We start from the raw sequence: 16793 nt of genomic DNA on the forward strand, positions 1-16793 counted from the left end.
GACGTCATCCCACAGCAGGTCAGGCATCACGCCATGCTGCCTTGCCACTCACCGAAACGCAGCCCGATTCCCTTGACGAAACCCATAGGGGCACCCCCCCGGGCACCGCCGACCTCGCCGCGCTGCGCCCTGCGGCACCCGGGGGTTTGAATGGGAGGGAAGTCCAGGAAAGCGGGCGCATGGGTGAGCACGCACACCGACCTCCGCAATCTCGACACGCCGCACGACAGCGGCGCCGTGCTCGTGGTCGACGGGCACGGCAGCGTCGTCATGTGCAGCGAGGCGGTGCGCGAACTCACCGGTCTGAGGCCCGAGGCCGTGTGCGGCCGCCCGATCGCCGACCTGCTGGCCGACGCCGGCCTGTGGCCCCTGGCGGGGTCGCACGGCGATGTGGAGCTGCGCCGCGCGGACGGTACGACGGTCATGGTCTGCATGGAGACGCGGCGCATGCGGGCGCCCGGCGGCGGGGGACTCATGGTGGCCATCACGCCCCTGTCGCTCGCCATCCGCCGCCAGGAGGACCAGGCGCTGGTCAGGGCCCTGTTCCGGCAGCAGCGGGTGGGTCTGGCGATCCACGGCATGGATCTGACCACGACCCGCCTCAACCTCGCCCCGCACACCCTGGGCCATGCGCCGGTCGGCGCCGGCACCGCGGCGTTCGCCCACGGAGTCGAGGACGAACTGATCCCCCCGGACGCCGAGGCGGTGCGCGCACAGCTGCGGCGCGTGGTGGAGACGGGCGATCCGATGGTCGACTGGGTGCACAGCGCCCGGCTGCGGAGCGCGCCGGAGCGGGAGCGGGCGCTGTCGTTCTCCGCCTTCCGGCTGCACGCGTCCACAGGCCGCCCCATCGGTGTCGCGATGGTCTTCACCGACGTCACGCAGGAACACGCGGCGCGTGAGCGCATGTCGCTGCTGCAGGCCGCCGCCGAACGGATCGGCCGCAGCCTGGCCGTCCCCACCGTCGCCCGGGAGCTCGCGGACGTCCTGGTCTCGCGGGGGTTCGCCAGCCTGGCGGCCGTGGACCTCACACAGGGTGTGCTGATCGGCCAGGAACCCGGCGAGGCGGGGCCGGGGGCCGGATTCCAGCGGGTCGCCGTGGCCTCCTCCGACGGGCGCTGGCCGCCCGACGTCCACCCGCTCGGTGCCACGTTCGAGGTGCCCGGCGTGGCGGCGGAGCACGTCCGCCGGGGCACGGCCGGACTCCTGCCGCACCTGGACCAGTGGCGGGACGGCCCGGGACTCCGCTCGGAAGAGGCCCAGGTGCTGCTGCCGGAGGCCGCCGAGTCGTTCCTCGTGGTGCCGCTGAGCGCCCGCGGCCTGGTGCTGGGCACCCTGATGCTGTGGCGCACGCGCGCCGTCGCCCCTTTCGGACAAGGGGACGCCGCCCTCGCGGAGGAGATCGCCTCGCGGACCGCCCTCGGCCTGGACAACGCCCGCCGCTACACCCGTGAGCACCGCACCGTGGAAGCGCTGCAGCGCAGCCTGCTGCCGCCGGCCGTGACCGAGACCCGCGCGGCGCGGACCGCCGGGAGCTACGTCCCGGCCGGCAGTACGGAGGGTGTCGGCGGCGCCTGGTTCGACGTCATCCCGCTGTCCTCCTCGCGGCTGGCGTTCGTCATCGGCGACGTGACCGGCCACGGCCTCAACGCCGCGGCCACCATGGGCCGGCTCCGCACCGCGGTGCAGACGCTGGGCGACCTCGACCTGCCGCCCGGTGAACTCCTCGCCCACCTGGACGACCTGGTGGTCCGGCTCGGCGACGTGGAATTGCCGCCCGAGGACGGCCCCGGGGACGCCCCGCCCACGGCGACCGGGGCGACCTGCCTGTACTGCGTGTACGACCCCGTGGCGGGCCGCTGCGACATGGCCAGCGCCGGGCACCCGCCGCCGGTCTTCGCCGCCCCAGGCGCCCCCGCCGAGGTCGTCGACGTCAAGCCCGGGCCGCCACTCGGGGTGGACAGCCTGCCCTTCGAGCCGGTGGGGTTCGAGATCCCGCCGGGCAGCATGCTCGCCTTCTACAACCTGCCGTTGCTGTCGCAGCCCGACGGCACCCCGGCGGAGCGCCTGACCCGCATGCGCGCCGTTCTCTCCGCCGACGCGGCGGAGGGCGCCACGCCCACCCGCACGGGCCGCACGCTGCTGGACGACCTGCTCCCCGGGCCGCCGGACGACGACGTGACCCTGCTCGTCGCCCGCATGCGGCCGCTGCCCCCCGACGCCGTGGCCACCTGGCGGTTCCCCGCCGATCCCGCGGTGGTCGCCGAGGCCCGCACGGCGGTGGAAGCACAGCTGGAGCACTGGGACCTGACCTACCTGGCGTTCCCCACCGAGCTGATCACCAGCGAGCTCGTCACCAACGCCATCCGCTACGGCGGCGCCCCCGTGGCGCTGCGCCTGATCCGTGACGAAAACCTGGTCTGCGAGGTGTCCGACGCCAGCCAGACCCAGCCGCGGCTGCGCAGGGCGCGGCTGTCCGACGAGGGAGGGCGCGGCCTGTTCCTGATCGCGCAGCTCTCCAGCCGCTGGGGGAGCCGCTACACGGACACCGGCAAGACGATCTGGGCGGAGCAGCCTCTGGGGGACGCCGGGCGGTGACCGCGGCGTTCACCATTGCGGGTGAAACGCGCGGACCCGCGCCCCGGGCGGCCCGGGTTTCGCGGGGCCGGGAGGTTCCCTCGTAGGAAGAACACAAGGGGGTCCCCATGCGGCCTGACGCCTGCACCCGCCGCCCCACGCGGCGTGGCACGTGGTGCGCGGCGGTCCTGGTCGCCCTGCTCGCGCTCGTTCACGCCGCCCTCACGCCCGCCGGCGCGCACGCGGCCTCTCCCGGGACCGGCCGGTGCGCCGCGCCCGCGTGCGCTCCCCTCCAGCCGCTGGCCGTCCCGGCCGACAGTGGGCACCACGGGGGCGGCCCCGACTCCTGCCGGGTCGCCGCCCCGCACTCCCGGTACGGGCACGCGGTGCGCGACCTCGCGACGGCCCTGACGCACGACGACCGTGCCCCGGCCGCCGCGCCGGAGGGTGGCGCGTGCCGTGCCGCCACTGCCGCCGCCCAACCGCCGAACGCCCCCTCGGCGCCGCCCGTTCCGCGCTGCTGACAGGGCAGGGGCCGCTCGCCCCTGCGCGGGGGACGTGTCCCGTCCCCGGTCCGCCCGGCCTCCGTGCGCCGGGTGCCCCCTGTCCGCTTTCCGCAACGAAGGTGTCCGCCATGCCTCCTGCAGTCCAGTCCGTCACCCGCGTCCTGCGCACTGATCTCACGGCCTCGCTCGTCGTCTTCCTCGTCGCCCTGCCGTTGTGCGTGGGCGTCGCCGTCGCCTCCGGCGTCCCCGCCGAACTCGGCCTGGTCACCGGCATCGTCGGCGGCCTGGTGACCGGCCTGCTGCCGGGCAGCAGCCTCCAGGTCAGCGGTCCGGCCGCGGGCCTGACCGTGCTCGTGTACGAGGCCGTGCGGGAGCACGGCGTGGCGGCGCTCGGCGTCGTCGTCCTCGCCACCGGCGTGCTGCAACTCGTCCTGGGCGCGGCGGGCCTGGGCCGGTGGTTCCGGGCCATCTCGGTGTCGGTGGTCGAGGGGATGCTCGGCGGCATCGGCCTGATCATCATCCTCGGTCAGCTGTACGCGATGGCCGACCACGAGGCGCCCGGCTCCGGCCCCGGCAAGGTCACCGGTCTGCCCGGCCTGGTCGCCCACGTGGCGACCGAACCGCGGGCGCTGTCGGCCCTGGCCGTGGGGGTGGGGACGATCGCGGTCATCGTGCTGTGGCAGCGGCTGCCGGCCAGGGCCCGAGTGGTGCCGGGGGCGCTCGTGGCGGTCGCCGGCGCCACGGCGGCCGGGGCGCTGCTGCACCTGCCGCTGAAGACCGTCCAGGTGCGGGGAGTGCTGGACGCGCTGCGGCTGCCGGGCGCCGAGACGCTCGGCGGCCTCGCCTCGCTCGAAGTGCTCGGCACCGTCGTGGCGTTCACGCTGATCGCCTCCGCGGAGAGCCTGTTCAGCGCGGCCGCGGTGGACCGGCTGCACGACGGTCCGCGCACCCGCTACAACAAGGAGCTCATGGCCCAGGGCGCGGGCAACACCGTGTGCGGGCTGCTGGGGGCGCTCCCTATGACGGCCGTCATCGTGCGCAGCTCGGCCAATGTGCACGCCGGGGCCCGCACGAAGGCCTCCCGCGTGCTGCACGGGGTGTGGCTGCTGCTGTTCGCCGCGCTGCTGCCGGCCGTCCTGGGGTACATCCCGCTCGCCGCTCTGGCCGGTGTCCTGGTGCACGCGGGCGTTAAGCTGCTGCCGGTCGCCCAGTTGAGGGCGCTGTGGCCCGCGCACCGGGGCGAGGCCGTCGTCCTTGCGGTGACGGTCACGGCCATCGTGACGGTCAATATGTTCGAGGGCGTCCTCATCGGCCTGGGGCTCGCCGTCGCCAAGACGGCGTGGGAGATCTCGCAGGTGCACGTGGCCGTCACCGATCGCGGCCAGGGCGCCATCACCGTGCGGCTCACCGGGAACGCCACCTTCCTGCGCCTGCCGAAGATGCTCGACGCCTTGGAGGCACTGCCCGCGCACCGTCCGGTCGAGCTGGACCTGACGGGGCTGCGGCACCGGGACCACGCCAGCAGCGTCGCGCTGCGCTCCTGGGCGGAGACCCGCACCGCGCCCGGGACCGCTGCCGTACGCCCGGCACCGGCCGTCTGACCGGAGCCGGGCGGGTCAGGCGAACGGCCGTGGTGCGGTTGACGCGGCCGGTGCACCGGCGGAGCGTGGCGGTACTCCCCGTGACGCCCGCCGCGCCCGCCGCGGGCAACCTGTCGACAGGGGGAACACGGGACAGGGTGACAGGGGTGACAGGGAGCGGAAGACAGCGGAAAGGGAAGGGTGGCCGCGATGGCCGACAGGAGTGCCCGGCGCATTGCGGAGTTCATCGAGCCGCTGCGCGTGAAGCCGGGGTCGGCGGTGGACCTGGCCGAGGACTTCGACCCGCGCTACAAGGCCCACCTGACCAAACCGGAGGGCGTGGAACTGCTGAAGACGGGCGTCGCACTGCTCGCCGAGTACCAGGCACGGCTGGCCGCCCAGGACACCTACGGAGTCCTGCTGTGCCTCCAGGCGCTGGACGCCGGCGGCAAGGACGGGACGATCCGCCACGTCATGAGCGGCGTCAATCCGCAGGGGGTGAAGGTCAGCAGCTTCAAGGTGCCCTCCGCCGAGGAACTGGACCACGACTACCTGTGGCGCTACGCCCGCAGGCTGCCCGCCCGCGGGGACATCGCGATCTTCAACCGCTCGCACTACGAGGAGGTCCTCGTCGTCCGGGTGCACCCGCAGGTCCTCGACCGCCAGCGGCTGCCCGGCGCCCCGCACGGAAAGGCGCTGTGGAAGCGCCGCTACCGGGAGATCAACGACTGGGAGCGCTATCTCACCGACAACGGCTTCAAGGTGGTCAAGGTCTTCCTGAACCTCTCCAAGGAGGAGCAGCGCGCCCGTTTCCTGAAGCGGATCGACCTGCCGGAGAAGAACTGGAAGTTCTCCGCGGCCGACGTCAGGGAGCGGCGCCACTGGGACGAGTACCAGGAGGCGTTCTCCGAGATGCTGTCGGCCACCAGCACCACCTGGGCGCCCTGGTACGTCGTGCCCGCGGACCGCAAGTGGTTCGCGCGGATCTGCGCGGCGGCCGTGCTCGCGCACACGCTGATGGAGATCGACCCGCAGTACCCGACGGTCGGCGCCGAGGTCCGCGAGGAACTGCGCGCCGCCAGGCGGGAACTGGAGGCGGAGGCCCCCAAGGGTGCGCCCGCCGACCCGTTCGAGGCGGACCACCCGGGGACCGGTCCCGGACGGCCTCAGTAGTGCCGGAGCGTCTTGGCGCGCTCCAGGGCGGTGTGCACCGCGGCCGACAGCGTCTCGATGTCGTACGCGCCGTAGTGGCGGCGGCCGTTGATGAAGAACGTGGGCGTCCCCGAGACGTTGCTGAGGTCGGCTGACTCGGCGTCCTCCGCGACCCGCAGTGCGACGGCGCGCGCGTCCAGGTCGCGGCGGAAGCGCTCCATGTCGAGTTCGATCGCGCCGGCGAGACGGACCAGGCCCTGGCCGTCCAGGGACTGGGGGTGGGCGAAGAGCTGGTCGTGCATCTCCCAGAAGCGCTCCTGGACCGCGGCTGCCTCCGTGGCGCGCGCGGCCAGCACGGCGTTCGGGTGCACGTCGGAGAGCGGCAGATGGCGCCAGACGTACCGGACGTCGCCGAAGTCCGCGAGCAGGTCGCGGATGACCGGCTCCGCCTCCCCGCAGTAGGGGCATTCGAAGTCCCCGTACTCGACCACGGTGACCAGGGCGTCATGGGGACCGCGGATGTGGTCCCGCTCGGGGTCCACGGGTTCGGCCAGGTCCTCCAGCTGCTCCGCCTTGCCGAGCAGCGCCCGTCGCCGCCGGGCCCGGGGCAGCCGGGCCAGTACGAGGGTGACGAGCCAGGTCAGGACGAAGGCGAGGAGCACGGCGCAGAGGATGCCGATCTTTGCCTCGGCCAGCTGCCGACCTTCGAAGGCCCGGTTGGCGATGAGCAGCGCGATCGTGAAGCCGATGCCGGAGATGGTCCCGCCGACCGTCACCGCGCCCCAGCCGACCGGGGGGCGCAGCCGTCCCCGGCTCAGCCACGTCGTCAGCGCGGAACCGCCCACCATGCCGAGCGGTTTGCCGAGCACATAGGCGACGACGATGCCCACGGTGATGGTGGAGGTGAAGGCCGCGGACAGCTGGGCGGAGTTCACGGTGATGCCCGCGTTGGCCAGGGCGAACACCGGGACGATCACGTAGCTGGTCCAGGGGTGGAAGAGCTCCTGAAGCCGCGCGTTGAGTGACACCGACATCGCCAGACCGCGGCGCGCCGAGCGTTCCAGGTCCGGCGTCGGCTGCTCGCGGAAGCGCAGGTAGAGCAGGCTGGCCCGGCGCAGGTCGTCGCCGCGGGCCGGGTAGTCGCACGCCATGAGGCCGAGCGCCAGGCCGGTCACGACCGGGTCCACACCCGACTCCAGCATCGCGAACCAGACGGCGACGCCGGTCAGCGCGTATCCGACGCCGCGCCACTCGCCGCAGACGCGCACCACGTAGTTGCCGATCAGGGTGCCCGCGACGAAGAGCCCGATCGCGGCGAACAGCGCCGGCCAGGACACCCCGCTGGTGTAGGCGACCGCGATGACGGCGAGCGCGACGAAGTCGTCGACCACGGAGGTGGTCAGCACGAAGGCCCGTGTCGCGACCGGCAGCCGCCGTCCCACCAGGGCGTACATCCCCAGGGCGAAGGCGGTGTCCGTGGAGATCACGGTGCCCCAGCCGCCCGCGCCGTACGTGCCGTGCGTGAAGGCGAGGTAGATGGCGAGCGGTACCAGCATCCCGGCCAGCCCCGCCGCCGTCGGCAGCGTGATCCGCATGCGTTCGCGGAACTCGCCGAGGTCGAACTCGCGCCGGGCCTCCAGGCCCACGATGAAGAAGAACAGCGTCATCAGGCCGCTGTTGACCCACTCCCGCAGGTCAAGGGACACCCCGTGGGACCCCAAGGTCAGCGACAGATGAGTGTGCCAGACCGAGGCGTAGTTCCCGGGCGCCGCGTTCGCCCACACCAGGGCGAGGATCGTGGCGGCGAGCAGGTAGGCCGCGCTGGCCGTCTCGGTCCGCAGGAACCGCAGCAGCGGCGCGGACGTGCCCGGACTGCGCGGTGTCTGCCCCGATGCCCGCAGGGACGAGAAGGCACTCACGCGGTCATCCTGGCACGTGCCGGGGGCTGCGGCCCGTCCTTCCGGCCAGGACGGTTCGCGCTACGCCCGGAACGGTCCCGGCGAGCGGCTGCCCGGGCGCCCGCAGCTGCCGCGTGCGACCGAGGGCGACGCGGGCGGCCGTGCGGGCTCAGCCGGAGGCGTGGCGCAGGAGCTCCCCGAGGGCGTCGAGCACGGCGTCCGGGCGTTCCTCGTGGAGCCATCCGTGCCCCGCGTCGTCGACGACACGATGGGTGCCGCGCGGCACCGACGCGGCGAGCCCCGCGTGCAGGCCGAGCTTGGCGGCGTTCATGTCCCGCACCGTCTGCTCGGACCACAGGGCCGCTTGCGTCGGGTCGACGCCCATGGCCGAGAGGACGGTCAGCGGAACGTCGGGGAGCTCCTGCGCCCGTCGGAGCTCGTCGGCGACCACGGTGTGCAGATTCCCGTCCTCCACCCACCCGGTCCGCCACGCGGTGAGGTGGTACTCGGCGAGGGCTTCACGGACACCCGGCGGCCAGGCCGCGAAGTGCCGGGCGAGCACCTCGCGCGAGCGGTCGATCTGTTCCTGCGTCGCCTCCGGCAGCTCCGCCCCCTTCATGCGCTCCAGCTTCTCGCGGACCTCGGGCGGCGCCTTTGCGTACATGTCCTCGTGGAACGGGTCCAGCAGGAGCAGGCCCGCCGTCTCGCCGGGGAACCGCTGCGCGAAACGGCGTGCGTACGCGGCTCCGAGGGAGTGGCCGACCAGCAGGTAGGGGCCCGGCACCCCCGCCGTCCGCAGCAGGTCGTGCAGTTCGCCGGAGACCTCGGTCGCCGTGCGGGGCAGGGGGGCGGGCGCGCTCCATCCCGTGCCCGCGCGGTCGTAGAGGACGCATGTGGTCGACTCGGCGACGCGGTCGTGGAGGTTGAGGTAGTCCAGGCCGACCATGCCGGCGCCGGCCAGCAGCACCACGGCCGGGCCTCCGCTGCCGGAGCGGTGCAGCAGCAGCCGGCGTCCGGCGACCTCGTGGAACCGTCCCAGCGGCGGCTGCCGGACGACGGCGGTCTCAGGACCGGCCGGTTCCTTCGGGCCGGCCGCCGTCCCGTGCGCTCGTTGTGCCATGCGGGTTGTCTCCCTCCCCGTTGCCCTCACCATCATTCTCAACTTTGAGAAAGGTATCGGACGTGAGATCGTGTGTCCATGGAACCGGTCGATCTGCTCCTGCACCCGGTGCGGCTCCGCATCGTGCACGCCCTGTCGGGCGGCCGGACGCTCACCACGACCCAGTTGTGCGGTCTGCTCCCGGACGTCTCCAAGGCCACCGTCTACCGGCATGTGGGCCTCCTGGCCGACGGCGGCCTGCTGGAGGTCGAGGGCGAGCAGCGGGTGCGCGGCGCCGTCGAGCGCCGTTACCGGCTGCACCGCGCCCGCGCAGTGGTGGACGCGAGAACGGCCGCGTCCGTCGGCCGTGACGACCACCGGCGGATCTTCGCGGTGGCCATGGCGACTTTGCTCGCCGAGTTCAACGCCTACCTCGACCGGGACGGCGCCGACCCGGCCGCCGACGCGGTCGGGTACCGCCAGCACGCCGTCTGGCTCACCGAGGACGAACGCGCCGCGATGATCGAGGAGATGCGTGCCGTCCTCCTCCCGCGCCTGGGACACGGCCCGGCCCCGGGCCGGACCCGGCACCTGATCAGCCCGGTCCTGTTCCCCGCCGAGGAACCGCCCGGGCGTCAGGACGGCTGAAGGACGCGCGGCCCTCGGACAGGGCCTCGGCGACCGGCGCCGCCGCGGGGGCGGGCAGGTCGTCGCCGTACTGGACGGCGATCAGCGCGATGTCGTCCTCGAGTTCCATGGGGCCGCCGCCGACGTGGCGGGAGAGGCCGTCCAGTACGTGCCGGAGCAGGTCCTCCGGCTGGGAGCGCGGCCAGGTGGCGACATGCGCCCCGAGGTCGTAGAACTGGCCGTCGGAGTTGCGGGCCTCGATCGCGCCGTCGGTGTAGAGCAGCAGCGTCGCCCGGCGGGAGAACGGGAACCTGTCCACCGGGTAGTCGCCGGGGCTCAGGCTGCCCAGGCCCAGTGGGGGAGACGGCGCCGTGGGCGCCAGCAGCAGGGTGTCCGGCCCGAGGGCGAGGTAGGGCGGTGGATGGCCGCAGTTGACCACATGGACCGTGTCGCCCTCGTCCGGCACCTCCATGATCAGGGCCGTGATGAAGCGCTCCACCGCGTCGGCGTCCGACAGGCCCGCCTCCTCGAAGTGACTGCGCACGCTGAACTCCAGCTCGGCCATCAGCTCCTGCAGCGACCGGATCCTGCGGGCGCCGGCACGGAAGGCGCCCAGCAGCGCCTCCGCGTCCTCGACCGCCGGCAGGCCCTTGCCCCTGACGTCGCCGATGAGGAGGCGCACCCCGGCCGCGCACTTGGACACCGCGTAGAGGTCGCCGCCGATCTGCGCGTGCGGGTGCGAGGCGTGGTACGTGGCGCGGATCCGCAGATGCCCCAGGTGCGGGGGCAGCGGCCGCAGCAGCACGCGCTGGATGGTGTCGGAGACGATCCGCACCTCGGTCAGCTCCCGCACGCTGCGGTCGCGGATGCTGCGCGAGGCGATGACGAACGCGGAGATCAGGCCGATCTCCGCAAGGTGGACGGCGGGGATCGAGGTGTGCAGGAGGTCGTCGTGGGCGTCCAGCGCGAAGGCGGCGACACAGGACAGTGCCGCGATCACCGTGGTCAGCCGGGGTCCCGCCAGCGCCGCCGTCGTCGCGGGGACGACGGCCATCAGCGAGGCGAGATGCTGCGAGGTCGGGACGACGAAACCGGCTATGAGGATGCCCGCGATCATCACCAGTGCCACCACGAGCGGCCCGGGGCCGTGTGCCAGCATCATCCACCAGGACCTCGCGGTCGGCGGGCCCGGTGAAGAGGTCCCCTGCGGCGGGTGCCACCGGAAACGGCGCCAGAAGGTGCTGCTCATCGCGGTCCCATGGCGTCAGAGGACCCGGAGCCCCGCTTCTCGGGCCGGCAGTCGCGCGCCGGAGGTTGGCTGTCGCATATGTCGAATGTACGCCCGAACGCTCCCCGGCCGCCGGAACGATCGCGGGCGGTCACCGGGGCCCCATCCCCGTCAGGAACCCCCGGATCACGCGCAGGGCGCGTTTCGAGGGAGGCCGAACAGGCGCGGCGCGGCGGGCGGACCGCTGTCGGGCGGGATCCGCTCCCGGAAGGCGCCCGGGTACCGGCAGCGCGGCGGGGCAGCGCGTCTGTCACCGGGCGGTGCGCCTGCTTCGCGGTGAATGGCTGCCATGGCCTCCCGGGCGGGGGAGGGCCGTGCGGGCACCGCCGCGTCGTCGACGGTCAGGTCGGCGGGGTGGACGGAGCCCAGGGCCCTGGGCAGCCGTACGGCGGGGTCGCGGGCGGGGCCGCAGCGCCGGCGTCGCGCGGGCCCGGACGCTGTCGGCGTGGCCGGGAGCGAGGGGCCGCTCACCAGGTCGTTCCGGCGAGCGGCGCGCGGGAGACACCGCCCCGAGCGGAACGACGAAGCTGCACGCGCAGCAGACGAGATCCGCGTCGCTGCCAGGGGCGGGTGCCGCGGCCGGCGGTCCGGAGACGGCGGCGGTGCGGGCTCCTGGCTAGGCGCGGCCCAGCATCCTGCGGAAGCGGCCCGGACGGCGCGGGGGGCGGGGCGGGACGATCACCACGCTGCCGCCCACGATGCGGCCGGTGACCATGATCCGGTGCACGACCGGGGCATCCTGGTCCCGGTCGCCCGCGCGGCGGTGGACGACGGAGCCGCCGCGGATCTCGACCCCGGCGGCATCCACCTCGTGGCCCGCCGGGACGATCAGCCGCAGATTGCCGCCGCGCAGCGCCACGTCGACCTCGGTGACCGGTTCGGTGACCGTGGCGGAGGTGAAGTCGAGGACCACATTGCCGCCGCGCACCTCCGCCTCCAGCCTCTTCGGCACCAGCCAGGCCCCCTCGCAGCGGAGGTTCCCGCCCACCCGCCTGGTCCGCACGACGTCCTTCGGCCGGGGCGGCCGCGGCGGCTGCCGCACCAGGTCCTGGCCGGGGAGGTCGGCGACCAGCGGGGCGAGGTCGGCGTAGGTGCGGGCCGCGTAGCAGGCCTCCAGCCGCTCCTCCAGTTCCTCGAGGCTCAGCCGGCCGTCACCGGCGGCGACCCGCAGGACGTCGGATATCCGGTCGCGGTCCTCGTGCGAGGCCCGCTGCTCCAAGGGGCTCTTGGGTTCCCACGGGGTCGGATGGCTCATGACCGGCACCTTATGGCAGGACGTCCGGGAGGTGGGCGCGAGCCCGTCGCCGGCGGGCCGGAGCCGGGGGTGTCAGCGCCAGGACGCCGGCGGGCCCGGCACCGGCTGCCCTTCCCCGTGGCCCGTGGAGCGGACGAGATTGCCCTCCTGGGCGCGGTGCTCGTGCGCGAGGCGGATCGCCATCGCCCCCTCGCCGGCCGCGGCGGCCACCCTCTTGACGGAGCCGCTGCGGACGTCCCCGGCGGCGAACACCCCGGGCAGGGTCGTCTCCAGCAGCAGCGGGCCGCGCCCGAGGGGTGCCCACGGGCGGCGTCAGCCGCGGTCCGCGATGCTCTCCTCCACCCACCGGCGCAGTTCGTGGTCGGGTGCCGCGCCCGCCCGCCGGGCGATCTCCTTGCCCTGGCCGAGCAGGACCAGTGTCGGCACCGCCATGACCTGGAAGCGCTGCGCGATCGCCGGAGCGCGGTCGATGTCGACCTTGACGAGCTTGAGCCTTCCGGCGAGCTGCCGGGCGACCCGTTCCAGCGCGGGGCTCACCACGCGGCAGGGACCGCACCAGGTGGCCCACAGGTCCACCAGCACCACCGGGGCGGTCTCCCCGGTGCTCCCGGTGATCCCGGCGAAGTCGTCGTCGCCCGCGTCGACGATCCACGGCAGCGCGGCTCGGCAGTCGCCGCAGCGGGGCCGCCCCCGCGCCGCCACCGGCACGCGGTTCGTGCGCCCGCAGGTGCCGCAGGCGATGGTGGTGCTCCGGTTCACGGACGCCACGGACATGGTCGCTCCCGCCTCCCGCTCACGAGGCCAGCCGGTCCTGGGCGGTCGTCCGCGCCCGGTCGCCGTAGGTCACCACCAGTTCGCCGTCGCGGGCGTCCACCCCGATCGTCGCGCCGTCCTGCACATCGCCGCGGATCAGGGCCCGGCCCACCAGCGTCTCCACCTCGTGGGAGATGTACCGGCGCAGCGGCCGGGCGCCGTAGACGGGGTCGAAGCCCTGCTCGGCGATCAGCTCGCGGGCGGCGTCGCTGAGTTCGACGCCGATCTGCCGCTCCGCCAGCCGCCGGCGAAGGTCGTCGATCTGCAGCTCGACGATGCGCTCGATCTGCTTCAGGCCGAGCGGCTTGAACAGCACGATGTCGTCGACGCGGTTGAGGAACTCGGGCCGGAAGTGGCTCTGCAGCTCGCCCATCACCAGGGCCCGGGCATCGGGCTTGACCTCGCCGTCAGGGGTGACGCCGTCGAGCAGGTGGGCCGAGCCGATGTTGGAGGTCATGATGACGATCGTGTTGCGGAAGTCGACGGTGCGGCCCTGCGCGTCGGTGATCCGGCCGTCGTCGAGCACCTGGAGCAGGGTGTTGAACACATCGGGGTGGGCCTTCTCGATCTCGTCGAAGAGGACCACCGAGTACGGCTTGCGGCGCACGGCCTCGGTGAGCTGGCCGCCCTCCTCGTAACCGACGTACCCCGGAGGGGCGCCGACCAGCCGGCTGACGGTGTGCCGCTCCTGGTACTCGCTCATGTCGAGCCGGACGATGTTCTCCTCGGTGTCGAAGAGTGTCGCGGCCAGCGCCTTGGCCAGCTCGGTCTTCCCGACGCCCGTGGGGCCGAGGAAGATGAACGAGCCGATGGGGCGCCGCGGGTCGCGGATGCCGGACCGGGCCCGGATGATGGCGTCGGTGACCAGCCGGACGGCCTCGTCCTGACCGATCACACGCTCGGTGAGGATCTCGTCCAGGCGCAGCAGCTTCTCCCGCTCGCCCTCCTGGAGCCGGGCCACCGGGATGCCGGTCCAGGCGGCGACGATCTCGGCGATCTCGTCCTCGGTGACGACCTCGTGCAGCAGCCGGTTCTCGCCCTGCTTGGCGGCGAGCGCCTCCTCCTCGGCGGCCAGCCGCCGTTCGAGATCGGTGAGCCTGCCGTAGCGCAGTTCCGCCGCGCGGTTGAGGTCGTAGGCGCGTTCGGCCTCCTCGGCCTCCTGGCGGACCTGCTCCAGCTCCTGCCGCAGTTGCTGCACCCGCCGGATGGCCTGGCGCTCGGCCTCCCACTGGGCCTGCATCGCGTCCGCCTGGGCGCGCAGGTCGGACAGTTCGCGGCGCAGTTCCTCCAGGCGCTTGGCACTGGCCGGGTCGGTCTCCTTGCCGAGGGCCGCGTCCTCGATCTCCAGACGCGTCACCCGCCGTGTGATCTCGTCCAGTTCGGCCGGCATGGAGTCGATCTCGGTCCGCAGCCGCGCGCACGCCTCGTCGACCAGGTCGATGGCCTTGTCCGGCAGGAATCGGTCGGAGATGTAGCGGTGGCTCAGCGTCGCCGCCGCGACCAGCGCGGTGTCCTGGATCTTCACGCCGTGGAAGACCTCCAGGCGCTCGCGCAGCCCGCGCAGGATGGACACGGTGTCCTCCACGCTCGGCTCGTCCACGACCACCTGCTGGAACCGGCGTTCCAGGGCCGCGTCGGACTCGACGTACTTGCGGTACTCCTCCAGCGTGGTGGCGCCGATCATGTGCAGTTCGCCGCGCGCCAGCATCGGCTTGAGCATGTTCCCGGCGTCCATGGCGCCCTCGGACCCGCCGCCCGCGCCCACCACCGTGTGCAGTTCGTCGACGAACAGCAGGATGCGGCCCTCGCCGCCCTTGACCTCGCTCAGCACGGCCTGCAGCCGCTCCTCGAACTCGCCGCGGTACTTGGCGCCCGCCACCAGCAGGCTCATGTCGAGCGAGAAGATCGTCTTGTCGCGCAGGCCGTCGGGGACGTCACCGCGGACGATCCGCTGCGCCAGCCCCTCCACGATGGCCGTCTTGCCCACACCGGGATCACCGATCAGCACGGGGTTGTTCTTCGTCTTGCGGCTGAGGATCTGGATGACCCTGCGGATCTCCGCGTCCCTGCCGATGACCGGGTCCATCCTGCCGCCGCGCGCCTCGGCGACCAGGTCGCGGCCGTACTTCTCCAGCGCCTCGTAGGAGGCCTCGGGGGTGGCCGAGGTGACCCGCTGGTTGCCGCGGATCCGGGTCAGCGCCGTGAGGAACCCGTCCTTGGTGACGCCGTTCTCCTTGAGCAGCCGGCCCGAGGCGGTGCGGGAGCCCTCGTCGGCCAGCGCCAGCACCAGGTGCTCCACGGAGACGTACTCGTCCTTGAGCCGCCTTGCCTCCTGCTCCGCGGTGTCCAGCAGCCCGGCCAGCCGCTGGGTGATGTACACCTGGCCCGGAGTGGCGCCCGGGCCGGTCACCTTGGGCCGGCGTGCGAGTTCCTCGGACAGCTCCTTGCGCAGCGCCCCGACCTGCGCACCGCTCTGCTCGAACAGCCGGGGTACGAGACCGTCCGGCTGGTCGAGGAGGGCGAGCAGCAGGTGCTCGCCGTCGACCTCGGTCTGGTGCAGCCGGCCGGCGATCGTCTGGGCCTCCTGCAGCGCCTCCTGGGACTTCTGGGTGAGCCGGTTCATATCCACGATTCATCACTCCTGGAGCCGGCGTTCGCCCTCCTCAGGGCGGCCTCGAGTTCGGCGATCCGGTCGAGCAGATCGAGCACCACGCCCAACGAGGCGTAGTTGAGCGGCAGTCCGGCCCGCAGCCGCTGGACGCGGGCCAGCTTCGCCGGGACGGTCGGCGCGAACCACAGCCGGCCCTCTGCGTCCCGGTCCGCGTCGACCAGCCCGAGGGCGACGAACCTGCGCACGAGATCGGGGTGGAGGCCGGAACGCCGCGCGACGAGCTCCAGGTCGAGCCGGCGGACCGGCACCATGGCCGTTCCGCGGACGACGACGTTCAGGCCCTGCCGGTGCGCGGGGGCGCCCTCCCGGACGCCAGGAGCCGGTTGCCGGACGGCGGCTCGGGGCCGCGGATCGCTGGTCATCCTTGCTTCCTCGGGTCGAAGGACGAGACGTCGGCCAGCTCCTCGTAGAGCCGGCGCTCCCGGTCGGTGACATCGGTCGGCACCATGACCCGGACCTCCGCGTACAGATCGCCCGCGGCGCCGCGGGGATTGGGCATGCCCTCGCCGCGCAGACGGAGCCTGCGCCCGCTGGACGAGCCGCCCGGGACGGTCACCTTGGCGGTGCCCCCGGGCGTGGGGACCGGCACCGTCGCGCCGAGCGCCGCCTCCGAGGGCGTGACCGGCAGGACGACGTGGATGTCCCGGCCCTCCAGGCGGAACCGCGGATCGGGCCGGAGCCGCACGCGCAGGTACAGATCGCCCGGCGGCGCGTCGCGGCTGCCGCGACCGCCCTGGCCGGCCAGCCGGATGCGCTGCCCGTCGGTCACCCCGCGGGGGATCGTGACGTCGTACGTGCGCTGCCCGGCAGGCCCGCCGAGGGTGATGCCGCGCTTCCCGCCGTGGAAGGCCTCCTCGACGCTGAGCCGGATCTCGGCCTCCTGGTCGGCGCCGGGCACCGGGCCGCGGGTGGCGCCGCGGCCGAACATCCCGCCGAACAGGTCCTCGAAGTCCACCCCTTCGAACCCCTCGGCAGAGTCCGAGACGAAGCGGACCCGGCCGCCGTCGACTCCGCCTCCGCCTCCGCCGGGCCATCCGGGCCGGCCACCGCCCGCGCGGGCCCGCGCCCCGGCACCGGCGGCCACGCGTTCGTCGTAGTCCTCGGGAACGCGGCGGAAATCCTCGCCGAAGCGGTCGTAGCGGCGCCGCGTGGCGGGGTCGGACAGCACGCCGTACGCGTCGTTGAGCTCCTTGAAGCGCTCCTCCGCCCCCGGGTCCTTGTTGATGTCGGGGTGGAACTTGCGGGCCTGGGAGCGGAACGCCTGCTGGATCTCCTCGGAGGTCGCGTCACGCGCCACCCCGAGCACCTGGTAGTAGTCCCGTGCCAT

The 16793-nt window shown here is 73.5% G+C and carries 13 protein-coding genes and 1 pseudogene; 5 read left to right on the forward strand and 9 right to left on the reverse strand.

Annotation, left to right across the window (positions count from 1 at the left end; all coding sequences use genetic code 11):
• Window positions 1-183: 183 nt before the first annotated feature.
• The 4 genes from ACIP98_RS10160 (at window position 184) to ACIP98_RS10175 (ending at window position 5836) form a co-directional block, all read left to right on the forward strand.
• Window positions 184-2598 carry a SpoIIE family protein phosphatase gene (locus ACIP98_RS10160; protein WP_401974848.1) on the forward strand — a complete coding sequence of 805 codons (2415 nt, stop codon included), beginning with the start codon at window positions 184-186 and terminating at the stop codon, window positions 2596-2598.
• A gap of 107 nt (window positions 2599-2705) precedes the next feature.
• Window positions 2706-3101, forward strand: a complete 396-nt coding sequence (locus ACIP98_RS10165; protein WP_319659216.1) for a hypothetical protein — start codon at window positions 2706-2708, stop codon at window positions 3099-3101.
• A 110-nt stretch (window positions 3102-3211) separates the two neighbouring features.
• On the forward strand, window positions 3212-4684 hold the full coding sequence (locus tag ACIP98_RS10170; protein WP_401974851.1) for a SulP family inorganic anion transporter: 1473 nt from the start codon (window positions 3212-3214) through the stop codon (window positions 4682-4684).
• A 189-nt stretch (window positions 4685-4873) separates the two neighbouring features.
• Window positions 4874-5836 carry a polyphosphate kinase 2 family protein gene (locus ACIP98_RS10175; protein ID WP_401974854.1) on the forward strand — a complete coding sequence of 321 codons (963 nt, stop codon included), beginning with the start codon at window positions 4874-4876 and terminating at the stop codon, window positions 5834-5836.
• Here the strand turns inward: ACIP98_RS10175 and ACIP98_RS10180 are convergent.
• Window positions 5830-7734, reverse strand: coding sequence for a Na+/H+ antiporter NhaA (locus tag ACIP98_RS10180; RefSeq protein ID WP_401974857.1), 1905 nt, complete (start codon window positions 7732-7734; stop codon window positions 5830-5832). The genes ACIP98_RS10175 and ACIP98_RS10180 overlap by 7 nt on opposite strands.
• 148 nt (window positions 7735-7882) lie before the next feature.
• Window positions 7883-8833 (reverse strand): alpha/beta fold hydrolase, encoded by a 951-nt coding sequence (locus ACIP98_RS10185; RefSeq protein WP_401974859.1) that lies wholly within the window; start codon window positions 8831-8833, stop codon window positions 7883-7885.
• Between the two features lie 78 nt (window positions 8834-8911).
• Here ACIP98_RS10185 and ACIP98_RS10190 point away from each other — a divergent pair, with 78 nt between their 5' ends.
• Complete coding sequence (locus ACIP98_RS10190; protein ID WP_401974861.1) at window positions 8912-9460, forward strand: helix-turn-helix domain-containing protein; 549 nt, start codon at window positions 8912-8914, stop codon at window positions 9458-9460.
• Here the strand turns inward: ACIP98_RS10190 and ACIP98_RS10195 are convergent.
• The 7 genes and pseudogenes from ACIP98_RS10195 to ACIP98_RS10225 form a co-directional block, all read right to left on the reverse strand.
• A complete protein-coding gene (locus ACIP98_RS10195) occupies window positions 9408-10601 on the reverse strand; it encodes a PP2C family protein-serine/threonine phosphatase (RefSeq protein WP_401974864.1) in 1194 nt (397 codons plus the stop codon). The genes ACIP98_RS10190 and ACIP98_RS10195 overlap by 53 nt on opposite strands.
• A 742-nt stretch (window positions 10602-11343) precedes the next feature.
• A complete protein-coding gene (locus tag ACIP98_RS10200; RefSeq protein WP_319659210.1) occupies window positions 11344-11982 on the reverse strand; it encodes a DUF1707 domain-containing protein in 639 nt (212 codons plus the stop codon).
• A 72-nt stretch (window positions 11983-12054) separates the two neighbouring features.
• Window positions 12055-12285 (reverse strand): annotated as a pseudogene (locus ACIP98_RS10205) (cyclic nucleotide-binding protein); the annotation flags it as partial.
• 9 nt (window positions 12286-12294) lie between these two features.
• Window positions 12295-12756: a thioredoxin gene (trxA, locus tag ACIP98_RS10210; RefSeq protein WP_401974866.1), complete on the reverse strand. Its 462-nt coding sequence runs from the start codon at window positions 12754-12756 to the stop codon at window positions 12295-12297.
• Window positions 12757-12775: 19 nt separating this feature from the next.
• Window positions 12776-15424 carry an ATP-dependent chaperone ClpB gene (gene clpB / locus ACIP98_RS10215; protein WP_401974867.1) on the reverse strand — a complete coding sequence of 883 codons (2649 nt, stop codon included), beginning with the start codon at window positions 15422-15424 and terminating at the stop codon, window positions 12776-12778.
• Window positions 15415-15828 carry a chaperone modulator CbpM gene (locus ACIP98_RS10220; RefSeq protein ID WP_319659207.1) on the reverse strand — a complete coding sequence of 138 codons (414 nt, stop codon included), beginning with the start codon at window positions 15826-15828 and terminating at the stop codon, window positions 15415-15417. The genes clpB and ACIP98_RS10220 overlap by 10 nt, the downstream gene beginning before the upstream one ends.
• On the reverse strand, window positions 15825-16793 hold the full coding sequence (locus ACIP98_RS10225) for a DnaJ C-terminal domain-containing protein (RefSeq protein ID WP_401974871.1): 969 nt from the start codon (window positions 16791-16793) through the stop codon (window positions 15825-15827). The genes ACIP98_RS10220 and ACIP98_RS10225 overlap by 4 nt, the downstream gene beginning before the upstream one ends.

Source organism: Streptomyces sp. NPDC088354 (assembly GCF_044753585.1).
Lineage (GTDB): Bacteria > Actinomycetota > Actinomycetes > Streptomycetales > Streptomycetaceae > Actinacidiphila.